The organism is Pseudomonas nitroreducens, from assembly GCF_010994165.1.
Lineage (GTDB): Bacteria > Pseudomonadota > Gammaproteobacteria > Pseudomonadales > Pseudomonadaceae > Pseudomonas > Pseudomonas nitroreducens.
Genome location: NZ_WMBX01000008.1, coordinates 213816 through 227020 on the forward strand (window position 1 = coordinate 213816; position 13205 = coordinate 227020).

Sequence of the window (13205 nt, forward strand, 5' to 3'; positions counted from 1 at the left end):
TTAGCTCGCAGCCGGCGTGCGCGCCGCTCAGCCCAGCGCCGACAGCGCGAAAGGCGCGTCGTCGATGCCGCTTTCCATGGGTTGCACGGCTGACGTCGCGCGGCTGGCCAGGTGCTCCTGCAGGGCCTCGATGACCCGGCCGCTGGCGTCATGGTGGAACTGCCAGACGCCATAGATGCGGCTGTCGAAGGAGCGCTCGCTGCCCAGCATCGGATTGGCCGCGAGGCCCGAGCCGAGGCCGAAGCTGTAGAGGCCGGGAATCGGCCGGCCATTGAGATCGCGCAGGCAGCCGGCGGCGTCCGAATCCAGTCCGCCCTTGCTCTCGCGCACCTGCAGCGGCTCGCCGTTGGCGCGGCGCAGCGCCGGCAGGCAGGGCTGGTAGCCGATGGCCTGGACGATCACGCCGTCTTCGCTGCAGACCTGCGCCAGACGCTCGCGCACGGCGGGCGAGCGGTCCTCCAGGCACAGCAGCTCGACCTTCACCCGCGTGCCGCTGACGATCCCGTTGGCCAGTACGTCGGTGCCGACCTGGTGGGCGCGGTAGCGCAGGCCGCCGGAACGGTTGACCCGGCCTGAGACCGGGCAGACATCCATGCCTTCGTCGACCACGTAGCCAGCCGCGCGGGCTTCCTCGACGCTCTCGAAGAACAGGCGGATTGGCGCGCGGTGCAGCAGGGTGATCTGCTCCAGCCCCAGGCAGTCCAGCGCGCACGCGAGGTTGTCGAGGATCGAGAAGGCACTGTGGGAACCGCCGACCACGGTAAAGCGGGTGCCCGGGGTGACCCGGTCGCCGAACAGCTCCACCAGCTCGGCAGGGTTCAGGCTGAGCAGCGCGTCGGAGGAGTAAACCGTCGGGCCGTCGTGGGCCAGGTGCAGGTCCTGCTCGGCCAGGCTCCAGTTCAGGTACTCGCGGTTCTGCCGCCCGCCGAGGTTCATCACCAGTGTGCCGGCGCCGATCTGCACGCTATGGGAGCCACTGCGCAGCGCCAGCTGGAAGCTGCCGTCGTCCTGCGCGGTGATCTTCTCGATGCGGGTACCCAGCGCCACTTCGACGCCCAGGTGCTCGGTGACGTAGCGCATGAACAGGGTCGAGGCATGGGCCAGCAACTCGCCCACCTGCGTGAGCATCGGCGCACCATGGGGATCGTTCTGCAGCGCGCGAAACGCGGGCGAATGCGCCAGCGGCGCGAAGATGGGCAACAACGCCGGATCGCGCAGGCAGTCGAGGAACACATCGCCCACCGAGTTCGCGGTGATGTGATAGTCCCCCAGGCGGCCACGGCCGACCGCCAGTGCAGCGTCCACGACCAGCAGGCCATCACGGGCGAGGCTCGCCAGCGCGCCGGTCTTGTAGGCGTTGAAGAGGAACCCCATGCCTGCCGGGCCGGCGCCGCCGACCACACAGGCATAGTTGGAACGAAGAGATTGCTCGGCCATCAGCCTTGACTCCCAGCGCGACGGGGCGCGCGGCTTTCGTGATACCGGCACTGTCGGCCGGCAGGGTGGCAGCGCTCGCGCCGGAATTCCGTCACTCGCGGCGCAGCCGCAGGCACGCGCACCCTCGTCGAGAAGGTGGCGGGAGAGTCTTCGGAATGGATGGCGGATGCCGGCGAGGTAACTTCGGGGATAAATGGAAGTGAGTGTTTCGACAATGAAACAGGCACTGAATGACGCAGGGAAAGTTTCGACGAAAGTTCAGAATCGTTACACCATGGATACATGGCATAACTCATCGCCAAATTAACTAAGCGGGCGAAAGCATATTGCTCATGAATACCGCAAAGTTTGACGCCAGACTTTCGCAGCCCCGTGAAAGAAACACTTTCCGAGTGCAACGGGCTGTTCTTTCTGCCTGCTTCGAGGGAACGCAAAGTTCCGTCGTTATCCATTCTTCGAGCGGCCATCGTCACTGACTCCAATCCAGGAGAAGCTCTGCACCGGGCCTTTCACAAAATTCGAAGACAAGGCTACCGCCCGAGTTCGAACGACCCGATTCAAACAACGACAATCAACTGTTCGTCCCTGGAGTGGCCGCTAGTTTTCACTGGGCAAAGCTACCGCCCTTCGGCCTGTTCCGAAAATCTGGAAAAACAACAGCAAAAAGCTATCGCGCTTCCGCAGCAAAGAAGGCTGGCGAAAGTTGTCAGGCAGCGATAGGAAAATGACAGGAAGAAGAGGGGGGCAGAATCTTCCTTGACCTTACTGCTCTTGCGACTACTCCCTGAGGTGTCTCATCCGGACACCACACGATATTGCTATGTGGATAGTAATAGAGGGGGGAACAAAGGCATGTCAACGTAGGAAGCGCCACTACGCCAGGAATCCGACAGAAGGCAAATCAGTCTCTGTAACTTATTGATTTATAACGCGCCATAAACCCGACACAGGCGTTTTGACAGCATAAACGTACACTTTCGAATCTGCATTAAAAGTATTAGTCGGAAAGTATTAATGTATCCGCCGCGGACACGGCGGATGTGTTTCATCCCTGAACTATGCGGTCCTTGCCGGTGCGTTTCGCCTGGTACAGCGCCGCGTCGGAGCGGCTGTAGAGCGCGGAAAGATTCTGGTCATCGGGCTGCAACAGGGTGAGCCCCTGGCTGATGGTCACGCTGAAGAAATGCTCGGCCTCGTTGAAGCGCAGACGCTGCACTTCCCGCTGCAGGCGCTCGCCAATCTGCCGCGCCATGTTCTCGTCGCAGCCGGGCAGCAGCACGGCGAACTCCTCGCCACCGATACGCCCGAACAGGTCGCCGCGGCGCAGCGCGCCAGCACCGCTCTGGGCGATGCGTTGCAGTACCACGTCGCCGACCTGGTGGCCGTAGACGTCGTTGATCTTCTTGAAGTCGTCCACGTCCAGCAGCAGGAAGGCCAGCGGCGTGGAGGTCGCCTTGCAGTCGCGGAAGGCCTGCTCGGCGCTGTCGAAGAAGTAGCGGCGGTTGCTGCTCTGGGTCAGCACGTCGGTGGTGGCCAGACGGTGCAGCTCGGTTTCCAGGTGCTTCTTGTCGGTGATGTCCTCGGCAATGCCGACGATCATCAGCGGCAGGCCGGCATCGCTGTGCTGGCTGACGAAGCATTTGTCGCTGAGCCAGCGCACCTCGCCGTCGGCCCGCAGGATCCGGTACTCGCGCTGCTCGATGGCGCCGCGCTCGAGTACTTCCTGCAGGGTGCTCTGGGCGTAATCCAGGTCATCGGGATAGATGCAGTTGCGCCACTCGTTGTAATCCGCCAGCAGCAGCGCCGCGGAGCGACCGAAGATGCGCTCGTACGCCGGGCTGACATAGACCATGCGCTGCGCCTGCCAGTCGAAGGCCCAGAGCACCGAGTTCACACTGGCCAGCAGTGCGCTGAAAAGCTGTTCGCGCTCCTTCAGGCGCGTCACCTCGGCGCGACTGTGCAGCAATGCCAGCAGGGCCTCTTCCTGATCGGCCGGCAATTTATTCTCATCCATGTATCAGCGTCCTCCCGTTCATTGACCGGGGCTATGACCGCAAACTACGCCAGGCTGCTGCAAATTAAACGAAAAGCCCGCCGAACGGCGGGCTTTTCTTGAGACGCATCTCTCAACGTCCTAGGACGCTTCCGCCATTCAGACGGCAGGGCGCAGGGAGTAGGTCTTCAGCTGCTCGGCGAATTCGCGCAGCGACTGGATGCCGCTGGCTTCCGCCTCGTGCACCCACTGCTTGATCGCGGCGAGCATGTCGTGGCCGTTGGCGCTGGTTTTCACCCAGATCTGTTGCAGCGCCAGGCGCTTCTCGTAGATCACCTGCAGGGACTGGCTCTGCGCGAGCAGGTCCTGGATGCGCGCGTGATGGCGCTCTTCCAGCAGGCTGGTTTCCCGCGAGAGCAGTCGCTTGGCGCGACGGAACAGGTGGCGCACCGACTCGTCGGCCTTGGCCAGTTCCTGCTTCACCAGCGGGCCGATCACCAATTTGCGGTACTGGGCCATGATCTGGAAGCGGTTGTTGAGGATCGCCATGGCGGTGTCCATGTCCAGGCTGCCCTTGCCTTCCACGCGGTGGGCGATGGGCGCCACGCGGGCCACCTTGGCCAGGCGCAGGAAGCTGAACACCTTGATCCAGGCCCAGCCCAGGTCGAACTCCCACTTCTTCACCGACAGCTTCGCCGAGTTCGGGTAGGTGTGGTGGTTGTTGTGCAGTTCTTCACCGCCGATCAGGATGCCCCAGGGCACCAGGTTGGTGGCGGCATCGCGGCACTCGAAGTTGCGATAGCCGATGGCGTGGCCCAGGCCGTTGATCACGCCGGCGGCCCACACGGGGATCCACATCATCTGCACGGCCCAGACGGTCATGCCGAGTACGCCGAACAGGGCGAGGTCGATGATCGCCATCAGCACCACGCCGCCGATGGGGAAGCGCGAGTAGAGGTTGCGCTCGATCCAGTCTTCCGGGCAGTTCTTGCCGTAGATACGCAGGGTGTCGGCGTTCTCCGCCTCCTTGCGATAGAGCTCGGCGCCGGTACGCAGCACGGTGCCCAGGCCCTTGAACACCGGGCTGTGCGGGTCTTCGGCGGTCTCGCACTTGGCGTGGTGCTTGCGATGGATGGCAGTCCACTCGCGGGTGTTCATGGCCGTGGTCAGCCACAGCCAGAAGCGGAAGAAATGCTTCAGAGCCGGGTGCAGTTCGAGCGCCCGGTGCGCGGAATAGCGATGCAGGTAGACCGTGACACCGACGATGGTGATATGGGTCAGGATCAGGGTGACCGCCACCAATTGCCACGGCGACAGATCAAGGAAACCGTTGTACCACATAGGCGATACTGTACCTCGGAAGGGGTGTGGGCAACGCCTTGCTGGGCATGCGTTGCCGGGAAAAGCCAGCCCGCATTATCACTAAGCGGGTCCGGATTACCATCCGGTCTTTTAGATACGAACAAGGCCAAGTGGCCATCATTTATACTGCTCAGCCAATAATTCCAACCCACTACCGCATGAATCCACGCCTCAGCGCCCTGCGCATCAGCTTCCTGTACCTGGTCGCCGCCACCCTATGGGTCTGGCTGGGTGACCAATGGTTACAAAATGTCCTGCGCGACCCGGCCTCGCTGGCGCGGGCATTGGAGCTGAAGAAGTACGTCTTCCTCGCGATTACCTTCCTGCTGCTGTTCTTTCTGCTCTGGCGGCACTTTCGCCGGCAGCACGCCGCCCTTGCCGCGCTGACCGACAGCGAACAGCGCCTGAGCCGCGCCTTCGCGGTGGTCGAGGACGGCATCTGGGACTGGGACCTGGAATCCCAGCGCATCTACTACTCGCCCGGCTATGCCAACCTGATCGGCCTGCCCCTGGAGCACCTGAGCGATGACCTGCTGCTCTGGGAGAACCGCCTGCACCCGGACGACCGCGCGCGCATCCTCGCCCTCCACCAGGACTGCATCCAGGGCCTGCGCACCCACCTGGAGTGCGTCTACCGCATCCGCCACGGCGACGGCAGCTATCGCTGGGTACGCAGCAGCGGTCGCCTGACCCGCGCCGAAGACGGCCGCCCCCTGCGCCTGACCGGTATCAACCGCGACATCACCCACCAGCGCAGCAACGAAGACCACCTGCGCCAGGCCGCCGCCGTGTTCGAGGCGACCCAGGAAGGCCTGCTGGTCACCGATGCTCGCGGCGTGATCGTGCACATCAACCCCTCCTTCTCGCGCATCACCGGCTACAGCGCCGAAGACGTGCTCGGCGGCCAGCCCTCGGTGCTCAAGTCCGGCCGCCAGGATGCCGCCTTCTACCAGCGCATGTGGACCGCCCTGCATGAACAGGGTGTCTGGAGCGGCGAAATCTGGAACCGCCGCAAGAGCGGCGAGGTATACCCGCAGTGGCAGCACATCCGCGCCGTGCGCAACGACGAAGGCGAACTGACGCATTATGTGGCGGTGTTCTCCGACCTCAGCAGCCTCAAGCGCTCCCAGCACGAGCTGGACTTCCTCGCCCACCACGACCCGCTCACCGGCCTGCCCAACCGCCTGCTGCTGCGCGAGCGCATCGAGCAGGCGCTGGCCCGCGCCGAACGTGAAGGCAGCGGCGGCGCGCTGCTGAGCATCGATCTGGACCACTTCAAGCACATCAACGACAGCCTCGGCCACAACATCGGCGACCTGCTGATCCGCGCCGTGGCGGAGCGCCTGGAAGACTGCCTGGACGAGCGCTGCTCCCTGGCGCGCCTGGGCGGCGACGAGTTCGCCGTGGTCCTCGAAAGCCAGCAGCCGCATCACGCCAGCAGCCTCGCCCAGCGCCTGCTGGAGGCGATGAGCGCGCCCTTCGAGGTCAATGGCCAGCTCATCTATATGTCGGTGAGCCTGGGCGTCAGCCTGTTCCCCGAGGATGCACGCAACGTCGATCACCTGATGCAGCACGCCGACGCCGCGCTGTTCCAGGCCAAGGCCAGCGGACGCAACCTCTATGCCTTCTATACCCCCGAGCTGACCGCCCGCGCGCGCTCCCACGTGCAGGTGGAGTCGGCGCTGCGCCATGCGCTGGACCACGACGAACTGCGCCTGTATTTCCAGCCGGTACACGACCTCGCCAGCGGCCGCATGGTCGGCGTCGAGTCGTTGGTGCGCTGGCAGCACCCGCAACACGGCCTCATTGCCCCCAGCGAATTCATCCCGGTGGCCGAGGAAAGTGGCCTGATCACCGCCATCGACGCCTGGGTACTGGAGCGCGCCTGCCGGCAGATGCGCCAGTGGCTGGACGACGGAATCCACCTGGACTTCATCGCTGTGAACGTCTCCAGCCGACTGTTCGGCCGCGGCGGCCTGGAGGAACGCGTGGCCCTGGCCCTGGAACAGAGTGGCCTGGCACCGCATCACCTGGAGCTGGAAGTCACCGAAAGCGCGGTGATGGAAAATTTCGACCAGGCGCTGGAACTGCTTTGCCAGTTGCGCCTGCTGGGCGTGCACCTGGCAATCGACGACTTCGGCACCGGCTATTCCTCGCTGATGCGCTTGAAGCGTATGCCGGTACACAAGCTGAAAATCGACCAGGGCTTCGTCGCTGGTCTGCCGGACGACTCCGAGGACGCCGCCATCGCCTGCGCAGTGATCGCCCTGGGCCAGAGCATGGGGCTGCAGGTGGTCGCCGAGGGCGTGGAACGCCCGGACCAGGCCGCCTTCCTCCTCACCCATGCCTGCAATTTCGGCCAGGGCTACTGGTACGGCGCCCCGCAGCCGGCCGAGCTCCTGCTGCCGCAATTGCCGCGCGACACGGCCTAAAACAGGCTAAAAACTTTCTGATATATAAAAATTCTTAAACAGTATTTTTAAGAATATCCAGCTCCTGCTTACTATGCGCTCACACCGCACGCGCCGTTGGTGAATCGGCCGGTGGTCAACCCATTAGGAGCAGATACCCATGAGCGCAACCCTCCGTAGCCTGGACGGCCAGGACGAAGCCAACATCCTGCGCGAAGTGCAGAGCGCCCTGCGTGGCCTGCGTTTCGGCGCCGTCGAGATCACCGTGCACAACGGCCAGGTCGTGCAGATCGAGCGCAAGGAAAAATTCCGCCTGCAACAGAGCCCGGGCAAGCCCGCCTGAGCCTTTCGTCCCTTTATCAAGGGGCATGACTGGACCACCGGAGCCTCGCCATGAGCAAACTGCCCCACCGGTACTGCAGCTGTCAGCCGCGAATGCGTGGCTGACAACGCCCCTCCCCCGAAAGACCCTGCCCAACAAACATAAAGAACTGCATTTTTTCAGGAGCTGCACATGTCCATCCGCCGTTTCGCCCTGGCCGCACTGGCCAGCGCCCTGATTGCCGGCCCGGTATCCGCCGCCACCCAACTGCTGAACGTTTCCTACGACCCGACCCGCGAGCTGTACCAGGCCTACAACGCCGCCTTCATCAAGCACTGGAAGGCCCAGGGCGGTGATGACCTGACCGTGCAGCAATCCCACGGTGGCTCGGGCAAGCAGGCCCGCGCCGTGATCGACGGCCTGAAGGCCGACGTGGTGACCCTGGCCCTGGCCGGCGACATCGACGAACTGAACAAGCTGGGCAAGCTGCTGCCCGCCGACTGGCAGGCACGCCTGCCCGACAACAGCACGCCCTACACCTCGACCATCGTGTTCCTGGTCCGCAAGGGCAACCCCAAGGGCATCAAGGACTGGGGCGACCTGACCAAGCAGGGCGTGGAAGTCATCACCCCGAACCCGAAGACCTCCGGCGGCGCCCGCTGGAACTTCCTGGCCGCCTGGGCCTGGGCCAAGAAGCAATACGGTAGCGACGAGAAAGCCCAGGAATACGTGCAGAACCTGTACAAGCACGTCCCGGTTCTGGACACTGGCGCCCGCGGTTCGACCATCACCTTCGTCAACAACAACATTGGCGACGTACTGCTGGCCTGGGAGAACGAAGCCTTCCTGGCCAAGAAGGAACAGGGTGGCGAGAACTTCGAGATCGTCGTTCCGTCCATCTCGATCCTGGCCGAACCGCCGGTGGCCGTGGTCGACAAGACCGTCGACAAGAAAGGCACCCGCAAGGTCGCCGAGGAATACCTGAAGTACCTGTACAGCGAAGAAGGCCAGCGCATCGCCGCGCAGAACTTCTACCGCCCGCGTGATGCCAAGGTCGCTGCCGAGTTCGCCAGCCAGTTCCCGAAACTGAACCTGGTGACCATCGACAAGGACTTCGGTGGCTGGAAATCCGCACAGCCGAAGTTCTTCAACGACGGCGGCATCTTCGACAAGATCTACCAGGCGCAGTGATGCGCCACCCGCCCGGCCCTGCGCCGGGCGGTCCGATCCGGCGGGCGGTGCACAGCCCGCCGGAACGAAAACCCCCGCCCCATGGCGGGGGCTTAACGCGTTCACGAGAAAGGACAGACAATGTCGCGACGCATCTCCCCGGTCATACCCGGCTTCGGGCTGACTCTGGGCTACACCCTGGTGTACCTCAGCCTGTTGGTGCTGATTCCGCTGGGGGCCATGTTCCTCAAGACGACCCAGCTTTCCTGGGATCAGTTCTGGACCATCATCACCGCGCCGCGCGTCATCGCCGCGCTCAAGCTGAGCTTCGGCACCGCGCTGATCGCCGCCCTGATCAACGGCGTGATCGGCACGCTGCTGGCCTGGGTGCTGGTGCGCTACCGCTTCCCCGGCCGCAAGATCATCGACGCGATGATCGACCTGCCTTTCGCCTTGCCCACCGCCGTGGCCGGCATCGCGCTCACCGCGCTGTATGCGCCCAACGGCCTGGTCGGGCGCTTCGCCACCGAGATCGGCCTGAAGATCGCCTATACCCCGCTGGGCATCACCCTGGCGCTGACCTTCGTGGTCCTGCCCTTCGTGGTGCGCACGGTGCAGCCGGTGCTGGCGGACATACCGCGTGAAGTGGAAGAAGCCGCCGCCTGCCTGGGCGCCAAGCCGCTGCAGGTATTCCGTCACGTGCTGCTGCCGGCGTTGCTCCCCGCCTGGTTGACCGGCTTTGCCCTGGCCTTCGCCCGCGGCGTCGGCGAGTACGGCTCGGTGATTTTCATCGCCGGCAACATGCCGATGAAGACCGAGATCCTGCCGCTGCTGATCATGGTCAAGCTGGACCAGTACGACTACACCGGCGCCACCGCCATCGGCGTGCTGATGCTGGTCGTCGCCTTCGTCCTGCTGCTGCTGATCAACCTGCTGCAGCGCCGCATCGAAACGCCCTGAGGAGCGCGCCATGAGTACCGCAAGCCTTTCCGCCGCGGCCGCTGCCAACGCTGCTCGCCGGGGTAATGTCTGGGGCCGCCGCGCCCTGATCGCGCTGGCCTGGCTGGCCTTCGCGCTGTTCCTGCTGCTACCGCTGTTCGTGGTCCTGAGCGAGGCGCTGAAGCAGGGCTTCGGCACCTTCTTCGAAGCCATCCTGGAGCCCGACGCGCTGGCCGCGCTGAAGCTGACGCTGATCGCCGTGGGCATCTCGGTGCCGCTGAACCTGGTGTTCGGCGTCGCCGCCGCCTGGTGCGTGACCAAATTCGAGTTCCCCGGCAAGAGCATCCTGGTGACCCTGATCGATCTGCCGTTTTCGGTCTCGCCGGTGATCGCCGGCCTGATCTACGTGCTGCTGTTCGGCGCCCAGGGCTACTTCGGCGAGTGGCTGAGCGAGCACGACATCCAGATCGTCTTCGCCGTGCCCGGCATCGTCCTGGCCACCATTTTCGTCACCTTCCCCTTCGTCGCCCGCGAACTGATCCCGCTGATGCAGGAACAGGGCACCCAGGAAGAAGAAGCCGCGCGCCTGCTCGGCGCCAACGGCTGGCAGATGTTCTGGCACGTGACCCTGCCGAACATCAAATGGGGCCTGATCTACGGCGTGGTGCTGTGCACCGCGCGGGCCATGGGCGAATTCGGCGCCGTGTCGGTGGTCTCCGGGCACATCCGCGGCGTCACCAACACCCTGCCGCTGCACGTCGAAATCCTCTACAACGAGTACAACCACGTCGCCGCTTTCAGCGTTGCCACCCTGTTGCTGTTGATGGCCCTCGTCATCCTGCTGCTCAAGCAGTGGAGCGAGTCGCGCCTGTCCCGCACCAAAGTCAAAGCTGACGATGAATAAGTGAGAGCCCAGCCATGAGCATCGAGATCCGTAACGTCAGCAAGAACTTCAACGCCTTCAAGGCGCTGAACGACATCAACCTGGACATCCACAGCGGCGAGCTGGTCGCCCTGCTCGGCCCGTCCGGCTGCGGCAAGACCACCCTGCTGCGCATCATCGCCGGCCTGGAAACCCCGGACGCCGGCAAAATCGTCTTCCACGGCGAAGACGTTTCGCAGCACGACGTGCGCGATCGCAACGTCGGCTTCGTGTTCCAGCATTACGCGCTGTTCCGCCATATGACAGTGTTCGACAACGTCGCCTTCGGCCTGCGCATGAAACCGAAGAAGGAACGCCCAAGCGAAGCGCGCATCGCCGAGAAGGTCCACGAACTGCTGAACATGGTGCAGCTGGACTGGCTCGCCGACCGTTACCCGGAGCAGCTCTCCGGCGGCCAGCGCCAGCGTATCGCCCTGGCCCGCGCCCTGGCGGTGGAGCCGAAGATCCTGCTGCTCGACGAACCTTTCGGCGCCCTCGACGCCAAGGTGCGCAAGGAGCTGCGCCGCTGGCTCGCGCGCCTGCACGAGGAGATCAACTTGACCAGCGTGTTCGTCACCCACGACCAGGAAGAAGCGATGGAAGTGGCCGACCGCATCGTGGTGATGAACAAGGGCGTGATCGAGCAGATCGGCTCGCCGGGCGAGGTCTACGAGAACCCGGCCAGCGACTTCGTCTACCACTTCCTCGGCGACTCCAACCGCCTGCACCTCGGCGGGGACGAGCACGTGCTGTTCCGCCCACACGAGATCTCGCTGTCGCGCTCCGAAGTGGCCGAGCACCGCGCCGCCGAGGTCCGCGACATCCGCCCGCTGGGCGCGATCACCCGCGTGACCCTCAAGGTCGACGGCCAGGACGAGCTGATCGAGGCCGAAGTGGTGAAGGACCACGACAGCCTGACTGGCCTGGCGCGTGGCGAGACGCTGTACTTCAAGCCGAAGGCGTATCAGCCGGTGGCCAACATCTGATCCGGCAAACCGCTTTTCTGTAGGAGCGAGCTTGCTCGCGAACAACTCCGCTACGGGGCCGGGTTCGCGAGCAAGAACTGAGCGTCCACCTCGCTCCTACAGAGAGCCACCCGCGCTTTCCCCTGACTGCCAATCCCTCGTATCCTGCCGGCCTTGCTTTCAACAAGGCCCGGCCATGTTCGACGCCCTCCCGCAACACCTCGAACTGATCGTCCTCACCTTCCTCCTCGCCGGCCTGGTGAAGGGCGTGGTCGGGCTCGGCCTGCCCACGGTCGCCGTCGGGCTGCTCGGGCTGGTGATGCCGCCGATGCAGGCTGCCGCGATCCTGGTCGTCCCCTCCACCGTCACCAATATCTGGCAGCTGGCTGCCGGCCCGCGCTTCCTCGGGTTGCTCAAACGGTTGTGGGGGATGCTGCTCGGCATCGTCGTCGGAACGCTGGCGGTGGGTTGGCTGCTGGCGGGGGGAAACTGGCCGGCAGCCACGCCGCTGCTGGGCGTGGCGCTGATCCTCTATGCGTTGCTGGGACTGTCGAACCAACGCTTCAGCGTGGCGCCGCAGCACGAGCGCTGGCTATCGCCGGTGATCGGTCTGATCACCGGCGGCGTCACCGCCGTGACCGGCGTCTTCGTGATTCCCGCCGTGCCTTTCCTGCAGGCCCTCGGCCTGGAGAAGGACGACCTGGTGCAGGCGCTCGGGCTGTCTTTCACCGTCTCGACGCTGGCCCTGGCGATCACCCTCAGCCAGCACGGCTCGCTGTTGCAGGCGGATGTGCTCGGCTTGTCCCTACTGGCCCTGCTGCCGGCGCTGGCAGGCATGTACCTGGGCACCTGGCTGCGTTCGCAGATCAGCCCGCTGGCATTCCGCCGCTGCTTCTTCGGCGGGCTGTTGCTGCTGGGCGCGGACCTCGCAGTTCGCGGTATTTGATCTCGCGCCGGATTGCTTTTCTGTAGGAGCGAGCTTGTGACCCACAGGGATGTGGGGAATGCCGTTATCCGAAGGGAACGGATTCGGCCTCGCGAACCCGGCCCCGAGCGAGGGTTTGTTCGCGAGCAAGAACGAGGCGTCCCCTCGCTCCTGCAAGTGTTAATCCCGCACAGCTTCGTCCAGATGCTGTAGCAGGAAATCCCGGCTCGACTCGACGATCGCCTTCTGTGCCTGTTCGCTGGCCACCATGCGCGCCAGCACCAGCGCGCCGACGCACTGCGCCAGCAATGCCCAGGCGTCTTCCGCCGAACCCAGCACCTCAGCCCAGGCCTGCTGCAATTCCACCAGCGCATCCTCGGCGCTTTGTCGCACTGACTCGTCGGCGCGGGCAATCTCCGCGCCCAGCGCCGGAATCGCGCAACCGGCAGCCGAATCCTGCACATGGGTGACGTTCAGGTAGCGCTTCAACCCGCGCTCCAGGCGCGCGCGGTCGAGCACCTTGCCCTTCGCCGCGAGGCGCTCGACGCTCTGGCTCAGCTCGCGCTCGACGATGGCGGCGAACAGTTCGTCCTTCGAACCGAAGTGGTTGTAGAACGCCCCGCCGGACAGCCCCACGGCCTTCATCAGCCCGTCCACGCCGGTGGTGGCGAAACCGCCCTGCTTGGCGAGCGAGCCGCTGCTGTCGAGCAGGCGCTGGCGGGTTTCTTCCTTGTGGGTTGCTGAGTAGCGCATGGAGCG

At 64.4% G+C, this 13205-nt stretch carries 11 protein-coding genes; 7 read left to right on the forward strand and 4 right to left on the reverse strand.

Annotation, left to right across the window (positions count from 1 at the left end; all coding sequences use genetic code 11):
* Positions 1 to 27: 27 nt before the first annotated feature.
* The 3 genes from GJV37_RS28705 to desA form a co-directional block, all read right to left on the reverse strand.
* A complete protein-coding gene (locus tag GJV37_RS28705; protein WP_169887066.1) occupies positions 28 to 1437 on the reverse strand; it encodes a hypothetical protein in 1410 nt (469 codons plus the stop codon).
* A gap of 1045 nt (positions 1438 to 2482) precedes the next feature.
* Entirely contained in the window at positions 2483 to 3451 is a 969-nt protein-coding gene (locus GJV37_RS28710; protein WP_024762123.1) for a GGDEF domain-containing protein, read from the reverse strand.
* A gap of 138 nt (positions 3452 to 3589) precedes the next feature.
* Complete coding sequence (gene desA / locus GJV37_RS28715; RefSeq protein WP_024762122.1) at positions 3590 to 4771, reverse strand: delta-9 fatty acid desaturase DesA; 1182 nt, start codon at positions 4769 to 4771, stop codon at positions 3590 to 3592.
* Positions 4772 to 4950: 179 nt separating this feature from the next.
* Between desA and GJV37_RS28720 the strand changes: the two genes are divergently transcribed.
* From GJV37_RS28720 to GJV37_RS28750, 7 genes are all read left to right on the forward strand, one after another.
* The gene (locus GJV37_RS28720; RefSeq protein WP_193453218.1) at positions 4951 to 7224 is read left to right on the forward strand and encodes a putative bifunctional diguanylate cyclase/phosphodiesterase; all 2274 of its coding nucleotides are present in this window, start codon (positions 4951 to 4953) and stop codon (positions 7222 to 7224) included.
* Positions 7225 to 7363: 139 nt separating this feature from the next.
* Entirely contained in the window at positions 7364 to 7546 is a 183-nt protein-coding gene (gene oscA / locus GJV37_RS28725) for a sulfur starvation response protein OscA (protein WP_017520779.1), read from the forward strand.
* A 171-nt stretch (positions 7547 to 7717) separates the two neighbouring features.
* Positions 7718 to 8716: a sulfate ABC transporter substrate-binding protein gene (locus GJV37_RS28730; protein WP_024762120.1), complete on the forward strand. Its 999-nt coding sequence runs from the start codon at positions 7718 to 7720 to the stop codon at positions 8714 to 8716.
* 120 nt (positions 8717 to 8836) lie between these two features.
* Complete coding sequence (gene cysT, locus GJV37_RS28735) at positions 8837 to 9655, forward strand: sulfate ABC transporter permease subunit CysT (protein ID WP_017520777.1); 819 nt, start codon at positions 8837 to 8839, stop codon at positions 9653 to 9655.
* A gap of 10 nt (positions 9656 to 9665) precedes the next feature.
* Positions 9666 to 10538, forward strand: a complete 873-nt coding sequence (cysW, locus tag GJV37_RS28740) for a sulfate ABC transporter permease subunit CysW (RefSeq protein WP_024762119.1) — start codon at positions 9666 to 9668, stop codon at positions 10536 to 10538.
* Between the two features lie 14 nt (positions 10539 to 10552).
* Entirely contained in the window at positions 10553 to 11542 is a 990-nt protein-coding gene (locus tag GJV37_RS28745) for a sulfate/molybdate ABC transporter ATP-binding protein (RefSeq protein ID WP_024762118.1), read from the forward strand.
* 175 nt (positions 11543 to 11717) lie between these two features.
* A complete protein-coding gene (locus GJV37_RS28750; RefSeq protein WP_193453219.1) occupies positions 11718 to 12467 on the forward strand; it encodes a sulfite exporter TauE/SafE family protein in 750 nt (249 codons plus the stop codon).
* A 159-nt stretch (positions 12468 to 12626) separates the two neighbouring features.
* Here the strand turns inward: GJV37_RS28750 and GJV37_RS28755 are convergent, their stop codons facing one another.
* Positions 12627 to 13199, reverse strand: a complete 573-nt coding sequence (locus GJV37_RS28755) for a TetR/AcrR family transcriptional regulator (RefSeq protein ID WP_065085326.1) — start codon at positions 13197 to 13199, stop codon at positions 12627 to 12629.
* Positions 13200 to 13205: the final 6 nt, after the last annotated feature.

What these genes read in the sequence shown, in the direction of transcription:
- GJV37_RS28705 (WP_169887066.1), bottom strand. Translation starts at nt 1,437, where the DNA reads ATGGCCGAGCAATCTCTTCGTTCCAACTATGCCTGTGTGGTCGGCGGC.
- GJV37_RS28710 (WP_024762123.1), bottom strand. Translation starts at nt 3,451, where the DNA reads ATGGATGAGAATAAATTGCCGGCCGATCAGGAAGAGGCCCTGCTGGCA.
- desA (WP_024762122.1), bottom strand. Translation starts at nt 4,771, where the DNA reads ATGTGGTACAACGGTTTCCTTGATCTGTCGCCGTGGCAATTGGTGGCG.
- GJV37_RS28720 (WP_193453218.1), top strand. Translation starts at nt 4,951, where the DNA reads ATGAATCCACGCCTCAGCGCCCTGCGCATCAGCTTCCTGTACCTGGTC.
- oscA (WP_017520779.1), top strand. Translation starts at nt 7,364, where the DNA reads ATGAGCGCAACCCTCCGTAGCCTGGACGGCCAGGACGAAGCCAACATC.
- GJV37_RS28730 (WP_024762120.1), top strand. Translation starts at nt 7,718, where the DNA reads ATGTCCATCCGCCGTTTCGCCCTGGCCGCACTGGCCAGCGCCCTGATT.
- cysT (WP_017520777.1), top strand. Translation starts at nt 8,837, where the DNA reads ATGTCGCGACGCATCTCCCCGGTCATACCCGGCTTCGGGCTGACTCTG.
- cysW (WP_024762119.1), top strand. Translation starts at nt 9,666, where the DNA reads ATGAGTACCGCAAGCCTTTCCGCCGCGGCCGCTGCCAACGCTGCTCGC.
- GJV37_RS28745 (WP_024762118.1), top strand. Translation starts at nt 10,553, where the DNA reads ATGAGCATCGAGATCCGTAACGTCAGCAAGAACTTCAACGCCTTCAAG.
- GJV37_RS28750 (WP_193453219.1), top strand. Translation starts at nt 11,718, where the DNA reads ATGTTCGACGCCCTCCCGCAACACCTCGAACTGATCGTCCTCACCTTC.
- GJV37_RS28755 (WP_065085326.1), bottom strand. Translation starts at nt 13,199, where the DNA reads ATGCGCTACTCAGCAACCCACAAGGAAGAAACCCGCCAGCGCCTGCTC.